A 17782-nucleotide genomic window follows, 5' to 3' on the forward strand; every position below is an offset into this window, starting at 1 on the left:
TCTAAAGTCGGTGAAGTTCGGTGATTGAAACGATTCATTTTGGGTCGATCATCACCGACTCAGCGTCACAAGCATTCAACGAAGAGGGCAACGCATGAACAGGGTTTGTTTTCAGCTGCAGGTCAAGCCGGACCGGCTGGCCGAATACACCGAACGCCACGCCGCCGTCTGGCCAGAGATGCTGCGGGCAATCAACGACGCGGGACGCCGCAATTACTCGCTCTTTCTTCGCGCCGATGGCTTGCTGATCGGCTACTACGAAACCGCCGACGACGCAGCCGCCCAAGCCGCACTGGATGCGGATCCACGCACCTCGGCCTGGGAAGCGCAAATGTCCGAGTTCTTCATCTCCCTCGACGGGCGCCCCGACCAGGGTGCGCCGCGCCTGAGCGAGGTATTCAACCTCGAAGACCAGCTGGCCCAGCTCTAAACGGCGACACCGGCAAACCAATTCCACCACCGAAGAATGGAGAGATCCATGGGCGCTAAGCTGACCCCCGAGATCCTGACCACCCTTGAACGATTGGCCATCGAAGTCCCTTCCTGGGCCTACGGCAACTCCGGCACCCGCTTTAAAGTGTTCGGCACCCCGGGCACCCCACGCGATGCCTATGAGAAGATCGCCGATGCCGCGCAGGTCAACCGCCTGACCGGACTGGCTCCGGCCGTGGCCCTGCACATTCCGTGGGATAAGGTGGCGGACTTCGGCTCGCTACGCGCCCACGCGAACGGGCTCGGGGTGGAACTGGGAACCATCAACTCCAACACCTTCCAGGACGACGAATACAAGTTCGGCGCGCTGACCCACGAAGATCCGAAAGTCCGCCGCAAGGCCATCGACCACCATATCGAGTGTGTAGACGTCATGGACGCCACCGGCTCCCAAGACCTGAAAATCTGGCTGGCCGAAGGCTCGAACTACCCGGGGCAGGCAGATATGCGCGGCCGCCAGGACCGGCTTTCGGATTCGCTGTCCGAAATCTACGCGCGGCTGACCGGCGAGCAGCGCCTGGTGCTTGAGTACAAGTTCTTCGAGCCCTCCTTCTATCACACCGATGTTCCGGACTGGGGCACCTCCTACGCCCAGGTCGCCGCGCTCGGCGAGCGGGCGTTGGTCTGCCTGGACACCGGACACCATGCCCCGGGCACCAATATCGAGTTCATCGTGATGCAGCTGCTGCGCCTGGGCAAGCTCGGCTCCTTCGACTTCAACTCGCGCTTCTACGCAGATGATGACCTGATCGTCGGCTCCGCCGACCCGTACCAGCTCTTCCGCATCATGGCCGAGGTGGCCCGCGGCGGCGGGCTGGATGTCGATACCCCGATCACCTTCATGCTCGATCAGTGCCACAACGTGGAAAACAAGATCCTGGGCCAGATCCGCAGCGTACTGAATGTGCAGGAAATGACCGCTCGGGCGTTGCTCATCGACCGGGTTGCGTTGACCGAGGCGCAGCTCGCCGGCGATGTGCTGGCCGCCAACGACATCTTCATGAACGCCTTCTACACCGATATTCGCAGCGAACTCGCCAGCTGGCGTGAATCGCGTGGCTTGCCGGGCGACCCGATGGAGGCCTTTCGCGTCTCGGATTACCAGAGCCGCATCGAAGCCGAACGCGCCGGCGGCGTGCAGGCGGGGTGGGGTGCCTGATGACTACGGCACTGACGAAAAAGCGCGGCATCAGCGGCTGGAAAGCCACCATTGCCGTGGCCATGAGCAATTACATCGAAGCCGGGGCAATTATTGCCTTGGCCACCAGCCTGACCCTTTGGCAGGGTGCCTTCGGATTTGATGACGGCATGGTCGGGGTCATCGCGGCGATCTCCGCCAACGCTTTCGGTGCCGCGGTGGGTGCGCTGATCGGCGGCCCATTGTGCGACCGGCTGGGCCGCAAATTCATCTACACCTACGACCTGATCGTCTTCATGGTCGGTGCGCTGATGATTACCTTCGCCGCCAGCACCGTGCTGCTGATTATCGGTGTGATCCTCATGGGCATCGCGGTGGGCGCCGGAGTTCCGGCTTCCTGGACGTACATTGCCGAGGAGGCTCCGCAGGAGTCGCGCGCAGCCCACGTGGGAACCGCGCAGCTGGCCTGGTCCTTCGGACCGGCGGTCGGCTTTGCCCTGGCCATCATGGTTGCACCACTAGGAGTGAATGGGTCCCGGCTGATCTTCTTCCACCTGTTCATCGTCGCCGCCATCACCTGGTGGGTGCGCCGCGGGCTTCCCGAATCCACCCGTTGGAAGCAGCAGCGCGCCGAAGAAATCGCCTCCGGAGCCAAGATCTCCTTCTTTTCCGGCGTCAAGGGGTTGCTGGCCGAACGCAAGAACTGGTCGGCGCTGTTCTTCCTGCTCGGGGTGTATGGATTGTGGAATACCGTGGCCGGCCAGGCCGGCATCTTCCAGCCACGCGTGTACGCGGCGGCCGGCGTCGAATCGGCCACGCAGCAGAACCTGCTGCAGGTTCTGGTCTGGGTGCTCACCGCGGCCGCCACCTACTTCGGCTTCATGAAGTACGGGGACCGCGTCTCGCGCCGCTGGCTGTACTTTGGCGGAGCCGCCCTGGGCGTTGCCGCCTGGGTTGTGCTGATCTTCGCCCCTCCGGGAGCCTTCTCGCTGCTGTTCTTCGCCTGCGCCTGGGGCATTTCCGCCGGTTTGGGAGCCCAAGCCTTCTACGGCCTATGGACCGCGGAACTCTTCGCCACCAAATACCGCGCCAGCGCCCAGGGCGTGCTGTTCATGCTCGCCCGCGTCCTGGTCGGCTTGCTATCCCTGGTTTTCCCGGTCCTGCTTTCCGGCATCGGGCTGGAAAAGCTCGGCCTGCTGATCATCGGCCTGCTGGTAGTTGCCCTGCTGATCGGCACCATCTGGGCGCCGGAAACCCGCGGCAAGTCCCTCGAAGAAATCGAAGCCCAGCGCTACGGCACCAAGATCAACGCCTAATACGACTCAAGGATTGAACACAGACATGTCGAGAGAAACCATGACCATCAGCACCGCAGAACAGCTCATTACCCGTTCAAACCGCCTCGGTGCGGACAAGAAGAACACCAACTATGCCGGAGGCAACACCTCGGCCAAGGGCTTCGCGTCCGACCCGGTCTCCGGAGAACAGGTTGAGCTGCTCTGGGTCAAGGGATCCGGCGGAGACCTGGGCACCCTGACCGAGAAGGGCCTGTCGACCCTGCGGCTGGACCGGATGCGCTCGTTGGCCAAGGTCTACCCGGGCGTGGACCGCGAAGATGAGATGGTGGCGGCTTTTGACTACTGCCTGCACGGCAAGGGCGGAGCCGCACCCTCTATCGATACCGCCATGCACGGCCTGGTGGATGCGCCCCATGTGGATCATCTGCACCCGGATTCCGGCATCGCCATCGCCACCGCTAAGGATGGCAAGGAGCTGACCGCGCAAATCTTCGGTGACAAGGTGCTCTGGGTTGATTGGCGCCGCCCGGGCTTCCAGCTGGGACTGGACATTGCCGCAATCAAGGATGAAAACCCGAACGCAGTCGGCTGCATTCTCGGCGGACATGGCATCACCGCATGGGGCGAGACGTCCGAGGAATGCGAAGCCAACTCGCTGTGGATCATCGACACCGCGGCGGACTATATCCGCGAACACGGCAAGGCCCAGCCATTCGGTGCCCAGCTGCCCGGATTCGAAGCACTGCCGGAAGCCGAACGCCGGGCTCGCGCCGCCGCCCTGGCCCCGACCCTGCGCGGTCTGGCCTCGACGGACAAGCCGATGATTGGCCACTTCACCGACGATGAGCGAGTCCTTGATTTCCTGGCGAGCGAAAAACTAGACGAACTTGCCGCACTGGGCACTTCCTGCCCGGACCACTTCCTGCGCACCAAGATCAAGCCAATGGTGCTGGATCTTCCGGCCACCGCTACCCTTCAGGAGCAGTTGGCCCGCCTGAGCGACCTGCACGTGGAATACCGTGCCGATTACCAGGCCTACTACGAGGCCCACAAGGATGAAAGCTCCCCAGCCATCCGCGGTGCAGATCCGCTGATCGTGCTGATCCCCGGCGTTGGCATGTTCTCCTTTGGCGCCAACAAGCAGACCGCTCGCGTGGCCGGCGAGTTCTACCTGAATGCCATCAATGTGATGCGTGGCGCCGAGGCCCTGTCAACCTACACCCCGATCTCCGACGCGGAGAAGTTCCGCATCGAGTACTGGGCGCTGGAAGAAGCCAAGTTGGCCCGCATGCCTCAGCCGAAGAGCCACGCCGGGCGCATCGCCCTGGTGACCGGCGCCGCGTCCGGCATCGGCAAGGCGATCGCCGCCCGGCTGGCCGCCGAGGGGGCCTGCGTAGTCATTGCCGATTTGGATTTGGCCAAGGCGCAGGCCGCGGCCGCGGAATTGGGCAACGCCGATGTGGCCGTCGGTGTCGCCGCGAATGTGGCCGATGGCGCCGCCGTCCAGGCGGCCATGGACGCCGCGGTGCTCGCCTTCGGCGGTATCGACCTGGTGGTGAACAACGCCGGATTGTCGCTGTCCAAGAAGCTGCTGGAAACCACCGAAGCGGACTGGGACCTGCAGCACGATGTGATGGCCAAGGGCTCTTTCCTGGTCTCCAAGGCGGCGGCCAAGGCGCTGATCGACCAGCGCATGGGCGGAGACATCATCTACATCTCCTCGAAGAACTCCGTCTTCGCCGGCCCGAACAACATCGCCTACTCGGCCACCAAGGCCGACCAGGCCCATCAGGTGCGCCTGCTGGCCGTGGAACTGGGCGAACACGGGGTCCGCGTGAACGGTATCAACCCCGATGGAGTGGTGCGCGGCTCGGGCATCTTCGCCTCGGGCTGGGGCGCCAACCGCGCCGCCACCTACGGAGTGAATGAGGAAGACCTCGGCCAGTTCTACGCGAACCGCACCATCCTCAAGCGCGAAGTGGTCCCGGAAAACGTGGCCGACGCCGTCTACGTGCTCACCGGTCCGGAACTGACCCGCACCACCGGCCTGCACATCCCGGTTGACTCGGGCGTTGCGGCGGCCTTCCTGCGATGAGTTCGTATTTGGGCACCGCGCCGGTTGCGGCGATCGATCTGGGCGCCACCAGCGGCCGAGTGATGCTCGGCCGTCTGGTGGACGGCAAGGTCGAACTCAGCCTGGTGCATCGCTTCGCCAACGGCGCGGTTGCGCTGTCCACGCTGGGAGACGGGGCGGACACCGGGGCGCTGGCCTGGGACATCGACCAGCTGTGGGAAGAAATTCGCCACGGGTTGGCGATGGCCTTCGCCCAGCATCCCGACATCGCTTCCATCGGCGTGGACTCGTGGGCGGTGGACTATGCGCTGCTGAAAAATGGGCAACGTCTGGGGCAGATACGCCACTACCGGGATCCGCGCAATGAGCTCGCCGTCCCGGCGCTGGAAGCCAGCTTTGACCGCAAGGAGTTGTTTGCCCGCAACGGCTTGCAGTTCCTGCCTTTTAATACGGTGTATCAGCTGGAAGCCGAACGGCAAGAATCCCGGCTGGCCCAAGCCGATACGCTGCTCTTGGTCCCGGACTACATCAACTATTTGTTGACGGGAATGGCGCGCAGCGAGTGGACCAATGTCTCCACCACCGGGCTGTTGAACCTGAACTCCGGGACGTGGGACGCGGAACTGAGCGAGCATTTGCAAGTCGCTAGCTTGCTAGCTCCCTTGATTCGCCCAGGTGAAGTGGTCGGAAACTTGCGTGGATCGCTGGCTCGCGAGTTCGGAGCCCACGCTGAGGTCAGGGTGCTCGCTGTCGCCTCGCACGACACGGCAAGCGCCGTGGCGGCCACCCCGTTGGCGAGCGCGCATTCGGCCTATATTTCGTGCGGCACCTGGGGATTGGTGGGGGTTGAGCTCCAGTCGCCGGTGCTTGAGCCACGTGCGCAGGAAGCGGGTTTCACCAACGAGCTGGGCCTCGACGGAACCGTCAGATTCCTGAAGAATGTGACCGGAACTTTTCTGCTCAGCGAGGCAATACGAGAATGGAATGAGCAGGCCGAAACCGACGGCAGCGACAGCGTGAAGCTGGAGCAGCTCTTGGCGCAGGCCGAACAGCTGGGGGTCCCTGGCACGCTCATCGACCCGCAGGCCGATAGCTTCCTGGCTCCGGGGGCAATGCCCGAACGGATCAGCGACGCGGTCATCGAAGCAGGTGGCAAGAAGCCGGAATCCCGAGCTGAGATCATTCGAATCGTGATCGAGTCCCTCGCCGAGAGCTTCGCCACCCAGGCGTTCAGGGCCGCAGCACTTGGCGGGTTTGTGCCTGACGCGATTCACCTTGTGGGTGGTGGTTCGCAAGGCAGTTTGCTCTGCCAGCGTACCGCCGATCGTGCGGGAATCCCGGTCATCGCCGGACCGGTCGAATGCACGGCCCTGGGCAATGTGCTGGTGCAATTGCGTGCCATGGAATCGCGCCCCTGGACCACGGGGGAAGTGCGTGAGCTGGTACGAAAATCTGTTGATTGGGTGAGCTACCAACCCAGGCTGGCAAAAAACTTGGTATGAGATCCGTGTGGGCATCTCGTATCAGCGCTGTTCATTGCCCATGAATAGTGCCAAGACCTAGTGAACGAAGATCTTCTTCATTTGCTAGGTCTTGTACTTTAATGCGCCGTGAGACAAAACTGGCGCAAACGAAGGCAGCCGCAAATTCGGCGGCTGCCTTCGGCGAGTGTGTTGACCGTGCCTAGTTGCCGCGCTGCACAAATACGACAGTATCTTCCAAGGTCGCCGGTTTGCCGTCGGGATCGGTGACCTCGCGTTCGACAATTTCGGCTCGCAGGATTGTCCACGCATTCGAGTCCAGGCTCAGCGATTCCAGCTCGGAATCCGGGGTGGGGAATCGATGCTGAGCCATTTGTTCGTTGGAGGCCCAGGAGGGGGCCGCGGCGTGCGAAACCGCCAGCAAATGCCCGCCCGGGGCTACGAGCGAGGCGGCCTTCTGCATGATTTCTGCCCGCGGAATTTCGAAGGGGGCTTGGAAAAAGCTCAGGGTCACCAGGTCAAATCGCTCTTCGCTGTCCCAGGTGGTGAGATCCTCCGCGATGAAGCTGGCGTCTTTCTCGCTGAGTCCCTGCTCCTTTGCCGCGGAGCGTGCCCGTTCAACCGCGGTCGCAGAAATATCGACACCGGTTGCTTGCCATCCCTTGTTCGCCAGCCAGATGGTGTCTGCACCCTCTCCGCAACCGAAGTCCAGAGACCTGCCCGAGGGAAGATCTGCCACGATCTCGGCAAGCATTTTGTTGACGTTCCCGGACCAGATCCGTTCGGACTGTCCGTAGTGGCTCTCCCAGAAGGCCACCGCGTCCGGTGCTGTGGTGTGGTGGTGTTCGTGCATTGAGTCCCCGCTTAGCGATCATTGAAAGTAATGCCTTCAGCCTAAGGTGATTCCGCGATGCTGGCATCCGAATTTGCCTCACGCGCAAAAAGTGGGATCGCAATCGATGAAATTCACTCGTGGAGAGCCAAAGTTCGAGATAATTCGCACCCCGGTGGATGCGGAGCGAATGAGTGCGAGCCGGGCTCAGCCCGTAGGCTTTAACAAAACGAATCCGCACAAGAACCAAGGACATTTCATGGCCAGCAAAAAGAAGCAGGGCAAGAAGAACTCGGGCGCAGGAAACCCCGCAAAAGCAGCACAGCGCGGCCGCAGCGTCTTCAAAGTCCAGGCAGAAATTTCGGTAGATGCGATGCGCGAGGACTACGCCGCGTGGGTCACCGAAACCGTGCCGGCCTTCGGCGCCGCGGAAGCCGCTCAGATCGCTGAGATCCAGCTGGGCGTGGTGCGCTCGGTCGGCGCCGAATATGCCGAACTGGCGCGCAGCTCCAATCTGCGAGATATCGACCCAGAGCTCTTCGGACAGGTATTCGCCGAATTCTTGGTGAACCTGCCTGAGGGCCTCGAAGCCGAGCCAATCTTCACCGCCTGGCTGGACTACTTCTCCTTCCTGACCTCCCGTGGAACCTGGGAAGGCGGGGAAGAGAACCTCACCGAACTACGTGAACTGCTCGACGACGCGCTGAAGGGTTTCGCCGAGGAAGACGCGGAGCTGTGCGCACTGCTGCGCGGCACTGAACTGTACGCCAAGGTCAAGGCCTTCTCCGAAGCTCTGGGAGACGGCGTGGACATCAGCGCGTTCAGCGAAGCCGACAATGAGGCACGGGTTCGCGTGATGAACGCGGTCGGTGTGGACGCGGCGACGGTGAAGGTCGACGAGCCAGCCCCGGATGTGTTCGCCCACGTCTGGAACGCGGCCATACTCTCAGTTGTTGACCCTTCCGGCGGCAAGATCGTTCGCGACGAAGAGGCCTTCGCGCACTTTGTCGAAGGCGAAGAATCCGAGAGCGCGCAGCTGCTCTTCGAGATGGGCGTCGGCTGCGTGCAAAGCCACCTGATCCCCAACGATGCCTTCACCGAACGCGACGAAGCATTCTTCCTGGTGCTGCGGAATCTGCTGGTCACCGCCGTCACCGGCCGTGAGGCTGACTTCGAAGGGCTACGCCGCAATTGCGGTCCGAAGAACTTCGACGCGGTTCTTCCCGAAGCTCGTGAGGCACTGGCCTCGCTAGCAGCGTTTGGACTGCTTCAGGTCAAGGGCGAAGAGTACGGTGTTGACGAGCGACTGCTACCGGTCATTTCTGCAGGCCTGAGCGAAGCGGAGAGCCTGATCGAAGAATCGGAATAGGCTTGCCGGCTACTCCGGGGAATCCTCCGCTCTGGCGAAAGCAATTTTGATGAGCTGACGCAGAATCTCCATGTCGATATCCTCCAGCTTTTTCACGTAAACACAGCCTGCTCCCTCGGTGTATTTTCCTAGCCGGGGGAGCAGTTGTGCGCCAGCTTCCTGATCTTTCAACCCGTAGATGGACAGTTGCGCCTTGCGGGGAGAGAAACCGGTCTTGAGCCAGATTCCGGTGTTCCTGGAGTTTGATGGTGAGACGTAGGTGTACTGCCCGTAGCCAACAATCGATGGCCCCCACAGAACCGGTTCAGCCCCTGTGACCTCGCGAAAGATGCTGTTGAGCAGTTGGCCGTCTTCGCGTCGTTTTATCGGGGTGGCCGACTGGATGAAGTCCTCCACGCTTGCGTTGGTAGGTCGGGTTTTCGCGGTGCTCACGTGGTCACCGGTTCGGGCGCTTGGAAAATTCGAGAGAGCTTGCGGTATTGCTTGCTGCTCATGGCCAGCAAGGCCACAACCACCATGATTAGTCCCGCGCCGAGGAAGATGAGCGCGATACCTCGTGCATCGCCCTGGCCAACGAGCCAACCGAAGCTTGCATCGCCCTCTTCGGTCTTCATGAACGGAATGATCAGGTACTGGGCCACCGGGGCGATCATAAATGCGGTGATGGGCGCTGCCGCGGCCTCCATCATCTGCGCAAACCCGAAGACCCGTCCCTGCCGCCGGAAGGGCACGACTTTCTGGATCACGGTCTGCTCGGAAGCTTCAACCGCCGGGATCAGGATCATGTACAACCAGATCCCCACGATGTAGAGCCAGGTCCATTCTCGGATGGTGAAGAGCGCACCGAGCATGCCCATCACCACCACGGCCAGCAATAGGGTTCGAATCGGGTTCTTGCCCAAGCCGAACTTGGCGATGAGCAGGCCGCCTATGATGAACCCCGTCGAAGCCAGGCCAAAGACGATGCCCCAGGCTTCTACGCTCATGATGGTCAGCCCATAGGGATCCATCAGCGCCATGTAGACCCCGCCGATGAAGTTATTGAACATGGAGAAAATGATCAGGGCGAACAGGCCCGGGATAGCCAGAACGGTGGTGAATCCGAGTTTGAGGTCGGTTCGCTTGGTATGCCCCGGTTCCACCTCGGGTGCTTCCTCGGGCAGCGATACCGTCAGCAAATGTACGAGCGTCACCACGACCAGAACCAACGCCAGGGTGAGCGTCCACCCCATGCCCAGCAGGCCAATGGACAGCCCGCTGAACACGCTGGTGACGATGAATGCGATGCCCTGCACCGTACCGACCAGCCCATTGGCGTTGGCGTGGCGTTCCACGGGAATCAGCAGGGTTACGGTGGTCGACAAGGCGATGCCACGCATCTGCTCAACCACGGCGCCGATGAGGATGACGCCGCAGAACAACCAGAATTGCCAACCGCCGATATTCAGGATGGCTTCGGTGGGCAACCACAGGTAGATCAACGCTGCCAAAGTGAACATGAGAGCGGTGAACACCGCAGAGAACACGAACACCGATTTCTTCTTGTGGTTATCCACGATGGTTCCGAACACCATGGAGAACAGCGCGATCAGCAGCATGAAGGTACCGCCGATGATTCCGGTGGCCATCACGTTTTCGGTTTCGAGGTAGACCCAGAACGTCAGCGCAAACCACAAGTAGCTCGTGGTGAGGTTTGCTACGGCGGTGTTGACGAGGATATGCATGAAGGATCGCTGCCCGTCGCGTGGAACCCCTGGGTTCGGCGCGATCGAGTCTAGTTCACGATCCGGAGGTACATCGGTCATCGGAGGGTCCCATGTTCATATGGTGCGCCAGTGTGTAGTAGTGAAAAGAATACTGACAACTACCGACAATGTCAGCGGGTCGGATAGGGAGCAACAGAACTTGTTGGCTCACTTGCCTTCGCGCAAATAATTATTCGGCAGGTCACATCCGGGAAATCAGGTTGTCATCGGATGTTGCAAGGCTATGAATATGGAAATCATCTTCAGGCAAGTCAGCGCCGCCGATCCGGCCGTGGATTTATCGATCGCTGAGCACTTGCGTGAGCTGAGCCCGACCGCGCCGCCGGAAAGCCGGCACGCGCTGAACAGCACACAGCTCGGGGAAAATGACATGAAGATATTTGCCGGCTACCTCGGAGGCCAGATCGTAGCCTTGGGGGCGTTGCGGAACCTGGACAAGTCGAGAGCCGAGTTGAAAAGCATGCGCACCGCAGCGGCGCACCGCGGCAGGGGATTAGGCCGCGCGATGCTGGAACGTCTGATCGGGCAGGCCCGTGCGACCGGCATCAGCGAGCTCTATTTGGAGACTGGAACACACGATCATTTCATTCCTGCCCGCAAGTTATATGCTTCGGCCGGGTTCACCGTTTGCGAAGCGTTCGGTTCCTATGCCGAGGACCCGCACAGCGTCTTCATGCATCATCGGCTCGACTGAATCGGGCGCTGCTGCGCCTTAGCCGCCGAGTTTCCCGCCCAAACGCTCACGCATTCTCAGGCTTGCCTCGTTGAGGCCCAGTACCTGAACCTGCTTGCCGTACTTCTCGTATTTATCCGTCACGGAATCCAGCGCTGCGATCGTGGAGGCGTCCCACAGATGGGAGGCGGACATATCGATGATGATCCGTTGCGGATCCCCGGCGTAGTCGAACTGGGTGTAGAGGTCGTTGGAGGAAGCGAAGAACAATTCGCCGTCGACGGTGTAGATGGCCGCTTGGCCGTCTTCCACCCCGGTGACGCTGCGTTTGACCGTCACGAAATGCGCCACCCGGTTGGCGAAGAGCACCACCGCGGTGAGAACGCCCAGGCCCACACCGATGGCCAGGTTGTTGGTGGCCACGGTGAAGACCACGGTGACAACCATGACCGCAGTTTCGCTCTTGGGCATCATCTTCAGCGTGCTCGGGCGGATGCTGTGCCAATTGAACGTCGTGAACGACACGAAAATCATGATCGCGACGAGCGCCGCCATCGGTATCTGCGCCACGATGTCGCCGAAGAGCACTGCAAGCAAGAGCATGAATACGCCGGCGAACATGGTGGATATGCGGGTACGCCCGCCGGAGGCCTTCACCCCGATCATGGTTTGGCCGATCATGGCGCAGCCACAGATTCCGCCAAAGAATCCGGTCACGATATTGGCGGTCCCCTGGCCCCATGATTCTCGGGTCTTGCTTGACGGGGTGTCGGTGATGTCATCTACGAGTTTGGCCGTCAGCAGCGATTCCAGCAGGCCAACGAATGCGACTGCCAACGCATAGGGCGCGATTACCTTCAAGGTCTCCATGGTGTAGGGAACCTGCGGGATGATGAAGAAAGGCAGCGAATCGGGCAGCTCTCCCTTGTCTCCCACCGTAGGCACGGTGACCTTGGCGAACACGGTGATCAGGGTCAGCACCACGATCGCGACCAGCGGGGCGGGAACCGCCTTGGTGATCTTAGGGAAGAAATAGACTATGCCGAGACCGAGCAGCACCAGCGGGTAGACGACCCACGGCACTGCCGTCAGCTCGGGCATCTGTGAGAGAAAAATCAGAATGGCCAAGGCGTTGACGAAGCCGAGCATCACCTGTCTGGGGATGAAGCGCATCAGCTTCGCCACACCTAGCAGGGCGAGGACGACCTGAAAGATTCCGGCCAGAATGACCGCGGCGAACAGATGGTCCACCCCATGGCTTCGCACCAGGGGAGCAACCACGAGGGCCACCGCGCCGGCGGCCGCGGAGATCATTGCAGGACGGCCACCGGTAAAAGCGATCACGATCGACATCGTGAACGAGGCGAAAATACCGATTCGGGGATCCACACCGGCAATGATCGAGAAGGCGATTACCTCCGGAATCAAAGCTAGGGAGACCACAAGCCCGGCGAGCAGCTCGGTCTTCAGAAGCCTCGGAGACTTCAGCGTGCGCCATACGGATTGGCGCTCTAGCGGGGACAGGTCGGTGGCCACGGTCGCCATAAGGGCTCCATTCAGTTAGACATCCCCGAATCGAAAATGCGGAGGGGACCTGACAAAATTATCTCATTTGCCGAAGCCTCAGCCAGCGCCGCGTGCATGATGCGTACTACATGTCCGAGGCGAGCAGCCCCAAACGCAATCTTCGATTAGGGCCCCGATGGATGCCCCGAACTACGCTGCCTCTGTGGACAACGTTTTATTTCTATTGGCGATCGGTGTGGGATTTTCAACCCGGGAAGCTCGTGTGCACCGTGGTGTGGGCGTGAGGGACATGGTCGGAGCCCAATTGCCACCACCGTTTTCTTACGAAATGCCTCGCCGCTCGAGGGCGCCCGGCTTAACCAAGAATTCCCGCCGGCTAAGCCGGCGGGAATTCTAACGATCATCACTCGCACCTTCAATGAGGTAACTCCAGACTAAGAGTCGACTCTGTGCTGGAGCTGAGTAATTCCGCGAGATAACCCGACAATCAACTATCGGCCCGCTGACGAGGATTATCTTGCCGATTAACAAGAGCATCCCGCCGGTTGCCCGGCGGGATGCTCCCGATCATCACTCGCACCTTCAATGAGGTAATTCCACTCTAAGATACGACTCTATGCTGGAGCTTTGGTTTGGCTCGGTATTCAAGCAACGGGTAGCTTGCAGTCGAACTACCTGGCGCCGGAACCTAGGATCCATCTGGAGGCGAAAGAAAAAGAACTACCGAGTAAATGATCTGGGTGTTGGCTATTGGAGGTTCTCGGGCAAGCGCGGAATTTTGAGTCTAAGGTCTTGTCGGCCCGCTCGGCAATCGACACCGGAGCGAACGGAAAAGTTTGCCGATCATTTCGTCGACAGAGTCCTGACCTTGGGTTGGAACCGCCGGGCTCGTGCCGCACAGTGGGTTGAACGGCCAAAATTGAAAAGCTCCCGTTGGATACAATCCAACGGGAGCTTTACGATCATCACTCGCACCTTCAATGAGGTACTTATAACTCTAAGCGCGCTTTCTGTGCAGGCACTTTGGCTGCGCTTCGGGTTTCCCGGTTCTAGAGCGTACCGGGTCCAACAGGTATCTCTTCCCCGACATATACCTTGCCACCGCTTTCAAGGAACTGCCGGCTTTTCTCAGCCATCCCGGCCAATGCAGCCTGTGCCTCGGCGGATCCATATTCATCCCGAATGTCTTGGGAGATCCGCATGGAGCAGAATTTCGGGCCACACATTGAGCAGAAGTGCGCGGTCTTCGCTGGTTCCGCCGGCAACGTCTCGTCGTGGTATTCCTGCGCCGTAACGGGGTCCAGTGAAAGGGAGAACTGGTCATTCCAGCGGAATTCGAAACGCGCCTTGCTCAGCGCATCATCCCGCGCCGTGGCGCCCGGGTGGCCCTTGGCGAGATCCGCCGCGTGCGCCGCAATCTTATAGGTGATCACCCCGGTCTTCACATCATCCCGGTTGGGCAGGCCCAGGTGCTCTTTGGGCGTGACGTAGCAGAGCATCGCGGTGCCATAGCGGGCGATTTCGGTCGCGCCGATTGCGCTGGTGATGTGGTCATATCCCGGAGCTATATCGGTGACCAGCGGGCCGAGCGTGTAGAACGGCGCCCCGTCGCAAAGCTCCTGCTGGCGTTCCACATTCTCGCGCACCAGATGGAAAGGGATATGCCCGGGGCCTTCGACCATCACTTGAACATCATATTTCCAGGCACGCTTGGTCAACTCCGCCAAGGTATCCAGCTCGGCGAACTGGGCCGCATCATTCGCGTCCGCGATGGAGCCTGGACGCAGCCCGTCGCCCAGGGAGAATGCGACATCGTAACGAGAGAAAATCTCGCAGAGTTCGTCAAAGTGGGTGTAAAGGAAATTCTCCTGATGATGCGCAAGGCACCAACCGGCCATAATCGACCCGCCGCGGGAGACCATTCCGGTGACCCGGTTGGCGGTCAGCGGGATGTAGCGCAGCAGCACACCTGCATGAATGGTCATGTAGTCCACGCCCTGCTCGCACTGTTCGATGACCGTGTCGCGGAAGATCTCCCAGGTCAGTTCGTTCGCTTCGCCGTTGACCTTTTCTAGTGCTTGGTAGATCGGGACGGTGCCGATGGGAACCGGCGAGTTGCGGATGATCCATTCACGGGTGGTGTGGATATCGTCGCCGGTGGAAAGGTCCATCACCGTGTCGGCACCCCATTTGGTAGCCCACTGGAGTTTGGAGACTTCCTCGGCGATCGAGCTGGTCACCGCCGAGTTGCCGATGTTCGCGTTGATTTTTACCAAGAAGGCCTTGCCGATGATCATCGGTTCGGATTCCGGATGGTTGATGTTCACCGGAAGGATTGCCCGGCCGGCCGCTAGCTCGCTGCGCACCAGCTCGACATCGCATTCTTCGCGCAGGGCCACATAGCGCATTTCCGGGGTGATGACCCCTTGCCGTGCGTAGTGCATCTGGGTGACCCGAGTCCCGGGTGCCGAACGCAACGGTGGTGCCGAGCGCCCGGCCCATTCGGCGCTCGCCGTGCCGCGGCGGACCGCGGATCTGCCATCATCGTGCAAGTTGCGCTCACGCCCGGCATAGGTCTCGACATCTCCACGCTCACGAATCCACGACTCTCGAAATGGTTTCAGCCCCGTGGTCGGGTCGCTTCCCGGGCCGCTGGTGCGGTACACCTGCAGCGGTTCGTTCGGCTCGCCGTTGGGGGCATCTGCCAGCTGGATCTGCGTGACAGGAACCGAAATTCCCGCAGACTCACGGTAGGCAAGGGTGTGGGCAGAGTGCTGTTCAAATTGTTCCACTGTGGGAAACTCACTTCCTTCGCCGGCATTACCCGGACAGGTTCAACGGTCGCGGACGGCGTTAGCCCGATCTCAGCCCCTGCGAGGGCACCCGTGTGGTCTCAAACAAGGTATCACGACTGACAACGTGGACTTGCAAGGAAGACGAGAAACTTTAAAGTGAAAGGCTCCCGTTGGGCAATATCCAACGGGAGCCTTACGATCATCACTCGCACCTTCAAGGAGGTGTCTACGACATTACCCGGGGTTTCTATGTCAAAGCTGAGCATAAACTCGGCAATTCCGAAGAGCCGGGGTGACTACTTGTTCAGGCTGAGTTCCTGCGACGCGTCGACTTCGATCGCCCTCTTCTTCGCGGCGTTGGGAATGCAGGCCGCCAAGATTGCCGCGACCACGGAAATGCCAGCTCCAAGTATCAGCGCCGCGCGGAATCCGGATTCTGACGGTAGTGAAGCTCCGCCGAAATCGGTGGTCATCTGGGCCAGCACCAGGCCGATGACCGCGGCGCCGGTGGTCGTGCCCAGCGAACGCATCAGCGTGTTAAAGCCATTGGCCGCAGCCGTTTCGCTGCGGGGGACTGCGCCCATGATGATCGCCGGCATGGCGCCGTAGGCCAGAGCCACACCACCGTTGATGACGAGGCTGGTGAGCATCAGGCTCCACGCGCTACCCATGCCGAGCAGGGTCAGGCAGTAGCCGACGGCGATGACCGAAACGCCAAGTACCAGCGTGAACTTCGGGCCTCGTGCGTCGGAAAGCCGCCCGCCGACAGGGGAGAGTACCAGCATCATCAGGCCGCCTGGAGCCATCCAGAGGCCGGCTGCGAGAATCGACTGGCCCAAGCCATAGCCGGTCTGCGACGGCAGCTGCAGGATCTGTGGCATGACCAGCATGCTGGCGTACATTCCGAAGCCGACGAAAATCGAGGCGATATTTGTCAGCAGCACCCGCGGAATAACAGCGGTGCGCAGGTCAACCAGCGGATCCTTGGTCCGTGTTTCCCAAATGCCCCAGAGCAACAGCGTGAGGGCGGCGATTCCGAACAGGCCCAGCGTCAGCGGTGCCGCCCAGCCCCAAGAGGAGCCCTTGGAGACAGCAAGCATGAGCGAGATCAGGCCAATGCCCAGCCCAATGGCGCCCAGCCAGTCGAAGCGCTGTCCGGCGGCGCCGGCCGGCAGGGCAGGAATGAGTTTCCAGATGGCGACAACTACCAGCAGCGTGACTACCGCGCTGCCGTAGAACAGGGCGCGCCAGTTGGCGAAATCAATGACGGCGGCGGAAATCGGCATGCCGATGGCGCCACCGACGCCCAGCGTGGCGCTGACCGTGGCAATGGCCGAAGACAGGCGTTCCTTCGGGACAAGGTCACGCAGCATGGCGATGCCCAGTGGCACCATGCCCGAGCCTAGGCCTTGCAGTGCGCGGCCGACGATCATGACCTCCACCGTGGGGGCCATGGCGCACACGATGGAACCGAGGATCAGTGGCAGCGCCAGGATGAGCAGCATGCGCCGTTTGCCAAAGAGGTCGCCCAAGCGCCCGGAAATTGGTACTGCCACCGCGGCTGCAAGTAGCGTGGCGGTGATGATCCACGCGGTGTTTGAGGCTGAGGTATCAAAAATTCCGGGCAGCTGTGGGATCAGCGGCGTGACCATGGTCTGGGTGATCGACGAAGCGATGCCCGCGGAGGCGAGAACGGCGACGGCTAGACCTGAGCCGGGAATCCCGGCAGAGGTGGGTTTGGACACGAGAGCCTCTCAGAGTGAATGTGTAAGATGCATAAAATGTTCATAATACATGTTCGGGTATGATCGAATGAGTAGAAGTGGAGAATTAGGTACATGAAACGCCGCACAGCAGATATCGAGTATGAGCAAACGCTGCTCAGCCGCTACACCATCGCGCAGCGCCGAAGCGGTGATGGCTTGGATCGCAGCGTCTATCTGCTGATGAGCCGCATCGAAGTCCAGGGGCCGATGTCGATCGGTGAAATGAGCACGGTTTTTCTCCTCGACGCCTCGACCCTGCAACGTCAAACCACCACCGCTGTGCGGGACGGCTATCTCGAACGAATCCTCGATCCGGCGGGCAGTGTTGCGCGAAAGTTTGCCTTGACCGAACTGGGGCAGCAGCGGCTCACGGAGGTTCGCGAGCATTCGGTCAGCGCAATCGACCGCATTACCTCGGATTGGCCGGCCGAAGAAGTCAACAAATTCGCAGAACTTCTGCATAAGTTCAACGCGTCAATCGAGGACTACCGCGAACAGCAGGGCGGTAAGTAGTCGGCTACGCGTCAAGGGTGCGTAATGCATATAAATCAGCTCGCTGGTGCTCAAAAGT

14 protein-coding genes and 1 riboswitch are annotated in these 17782 nt (G+C 60.8%); of the genes, 8 read left to right on the forward strand and 6 right to left on the reverse strand.

Annotated elements, in window-relative coordinates:
- The first annotated feature begins 94 nt into the window (after window positions 1-94).
- From CQ019_RS07785 to CQ019_RS07805, 5 genes are read left to right on the forward strand one after another with little or no spacing between them, the layout of a single operon-like run.
- Window positions 95-430: an L-rhamnose mutarotase gene (locus tag CQ019_RS07785; protein WP_105569369.1), complete on the forward strand. Its 336-nt coding sequence runs from the start codon at window positions 95-97 to the stop codon at window positions 428-430.
- 48 nt (window positions 431-478) lie between these two features.
- Window positions 479-1651 (forward strand): L-rhamnose isomerase, encoded by a 1173-nt coding sequence (gene rhaI / locus CQ019_RS07790; protein WP_105569370.1) that lies wholly within the window; start codon window positions 479-481, stop codon window positions 1649-1651.
- Window positions 1651-2946 (forward strand): MFS transporter, encoded by a 1296-nt coding sequence (locus CQ019_RS07795; protein ID WP_181148329.1) that lies wholly within the window; start codon window positions 1651-1653, stop codon window positions 2944-2946. The genes rhaI and CQ019_RS07795 overlap by 1 nt, the downstream gene beginning before the upstream one ends.
- A gap of 40 nt (window positions 2947-2986) precedes the next feature.
- The gene (locus CQ019_RS07800) at window positions 2987-5023 is read left to right on the forward strand and encodes a bifunctional aldolase/short-chain dehydrogenase (RefSeq protein ID WP_105569656.1); all 2037 of its coding nucleotides are present in this window, start codon (window positions 2987-2989) and stop codon (window positions 5021-5023) included.
- Complete coding sequence (locus tag CQ019_RS07805) at window positions 5020-6504, forward strand: rhamnulokinase family protein (protein WP_105569371.1); 1485 nt, start codon at window positions 5020-5022, stop codon at window positions 6502-6504. The genes CQ019_RS07800 and CQ019_RS07805 overlap by 4 nt, the downstream gene beginning before the upstream one ends.
- A gap of 181 nt (window positions 6505-6685) precedes the next feature.
- Here the strand turns inward: CQ019_RS07805 and CQ019_RS07810 are convergent, their stop codons facing one another.
- A complete protein-coding gene (locus CQ019_RS07810) occupies window positions 6686-7336 on the reverse strand; it encodes a bifunctional 2-polyprenyl-6-hydroxyphenol methylase/3-demethylubiquinol 3-O-methyltransferase UbiG (RefSeq protein WP_105553948.1) in 651 nt (216 codons plus the stop codon).
- Window positions 7337-7574: 238 nt separating this feature from the next.
- Between CQ019_RS07810 and CQ019_RS07815 the strand changes: the two genes are divergently transcribed.
- On the forward strand, window positions 7575-8684 hold the full coding sequence (locus CQ019_RS07815) for a hypothetical protein (RefSeq protein WP_096282686.1): 1110 nt from the start codon (window positions 7575-7577) through the stop codon (window positions 8682-8684).
- A gap of 9 nt (window positions 8685-8693) precedes the next feature.
- Here the strand turns inward: CQ019_RS07815 and CQ019_RS07820 are convergent, their stop codons facing one another.
- Together CQ019_RS07820 and CQ019_RS07825 are read right to left on the reverse strand one after the other, a co-directional pair.
- Complete coding sequence (locus tag CQ019_RS07820) at window positions 8694-9080, reverse strand: DUF1801 domain-containing protein (protein WP_258137282.1); 387 nt, start codon at window positions 9078-9080, stop codon at window positions 8694-8696.
- A 32-nt stretch (window positions 9081-9112) separates the two neighbouring features.
- Window positions 9113-10489: an MFS transporter gene (locus CQ019_RS07825; RefSeq protein WP_105553946.1), complete on the reverse strand. Its 1377-nt coding sequence runs from the start codon at window positions 10487-10489 to the stop codon at window positions 9113-9115.
- A gap of 190 nt (window positions 10490-10679) precedes the next feature.
- Here CQ019_RS07825 and CQ019_RS07830 point away from each other — a divergent pair, with 190 nt between their 5' ends.
- The gene (locus tag CQ019_RS07830; protein ID WP_105553945.1) at window positions 10680-11144 is read left to right on the forward strand and encodes a GNAT family N-acetyltransferase; all 465 of its coding nucleotides are present in this window, start codon (window positions 10680-10682) and stop codon (window positions 11142-11144) included.
- A gap of 18 nt (window positions 11145-11162) precedes the next feature.
- Here the strand turns inward: CQ019_RS07830 and CQ019_RS07835 are convergent, their stop codons facing one another.
- From CQ019_RS07835 to CQ019_RS07845, 3 genes are all read right to left on the reverse strand, one after another.
- On the reverse strand, window positions 11163-12668 hold the full coding sequence (locus CQ019_RS07835; RefSeq protein WP_105553944.1) for a SulP family inorganic anion transporter: 1506 nt from the start codon (window positions 12666-12668) through the stop codon (window positions 11163-11165).
- A 1031-nt stretch (window positions 12669-13699) separates the two neighbouring features.
- The gene (gene thiC / locus CQ019_RS07840) at window positions 13700-15442 is read right to left on the reverse strand and encodes a phosphomethylpyrimidine synthase ThiC (protein ID WP_105569372.1); all 1743 of its coding nucleotides are present in this window, start codon (window positions 15440-15442) and stop codon (window positions 13700-13702) included.
- Window positions 15440-15547, reverse strand: a riboswitch (TPP riboswitch). Its footprint overlaps the gene before it by 3 nt.
- Before the next feature lie 194 nt (window positions 15548-15741).
- Window positions 15742-17190 (reverse strand): MFS transporter, encoded by a 1449-nt coding sequence (locus tag CQ019_RS07845; protein WP_105569373.1) that lies wholly within the window; start codon window positions 17188-17190, stop codon window positions 15742-15744.
- A gap of 93 nt (window positions 17191-17283) precedes the next feature.
- Between CQ019_RS07845 and CQ019_RS07850 the strand changes: the two genes are divergently transcribed.
- Window positions 17284-17724 (forward strand): MarR family winged helix-turn-helix transcriptional regulator, encoded by a 441-nt coding sequence (locus CQ019_RS07850; RefSeq protein ID WP_096257478.1) that lies wholly within the window; start codon window positions 17284-17286, stop codon window positions 17722-17724.
- Window positions 17725-17782: the final 58 nt, after the last annotated feature.

The organism is Arthrobacter sp. MYb229 (genome assembly GCF_002975405.1).
Taxonomy (GTDB): domain Bacteria; phylum Actinomycetota; class Actinomycetes; order Actinomycetales; family Micrococcaceae; genus Glutamicibacter.

Bases quoted from the DNA above. Each gene is read 5' to 3' on its own strand.
- rhaI (WP_105569370.1), top strand. From the start codon at position 479: ATGGGCGCTAAGCTGACCCCCGAGATCCTGACCACCCTTGAACGATTG.
- CQ019_RS07805 (WP_105569371.1), top strand. From the start codon at position 5,020: ATGAGTTCGTATTTGGGCACCGCGCCGGTTGCGGCGATCGATCTGGGC.
- CQ019_RS07830 (WP_105553945.1), top strand. From the start codon at position 10,680: ATGGAAATCATCTTCAGGCAAGTCAGCGCCGCCGATCCGGCCGTGGAT.
- CQ019_RS07815 (WP_096282686.1), top strand. From the start codon at position 7,575: ATGGCCAGCAAAAAGAAGCAGGGCAAGAAGAACTCGGGCGCAGGAAAC.
- CQ019_RS07795 (WP_181148329.1), top strand. From the start codon at position 1,651: ATGACTACGGCACTGACGAAAAAGCGCGGCATCAGCGGCTGGAAAGCC.
- CQ019_RS07810 (WP_105553948.1), bottom strand. From the start codon at position 7,336: ATGCACGAACACCACCACACCACAGCACCGGACGCGGTGGCCTTCTGG.
- CQ019_RS07825 (WP_105553946.1), bottom strand. From the start codon at position 10,489: ATGACCGATGTACCTCCGGATCGTGAACTAGACTCGATCGCGCCGAAC.
- CQ019_RS07785 (WP_105569369.1), top strand. From the start codon at position 95: ATGAACAGGGTTTGTTTTCAGCTGCAGGTCAAGCCGGACCGGCTGGCC.
- CQ019_RS07800 (WP_105569656.1), top strand. From the start codon at position 2,987: ATGACCATCAGCACCGCAGAACAGCTCATTACCCGTTCAAACCGCCTC.
- CQ019_RS07850 (WP_096257478.1), top strand. From the start codon at position 17,284: ATGAAACGCCGCACAGCAGATATCGAGTATGAGCAAACGCTGCTCAGC.
- CQ019_RS07835 (WP_105553944.1), bottom strand. From the start codon at position 12,668: ATGGCGACCGTGGCCACCGACCTGTCCCCGCTAGAGCGCCAATCCGTA.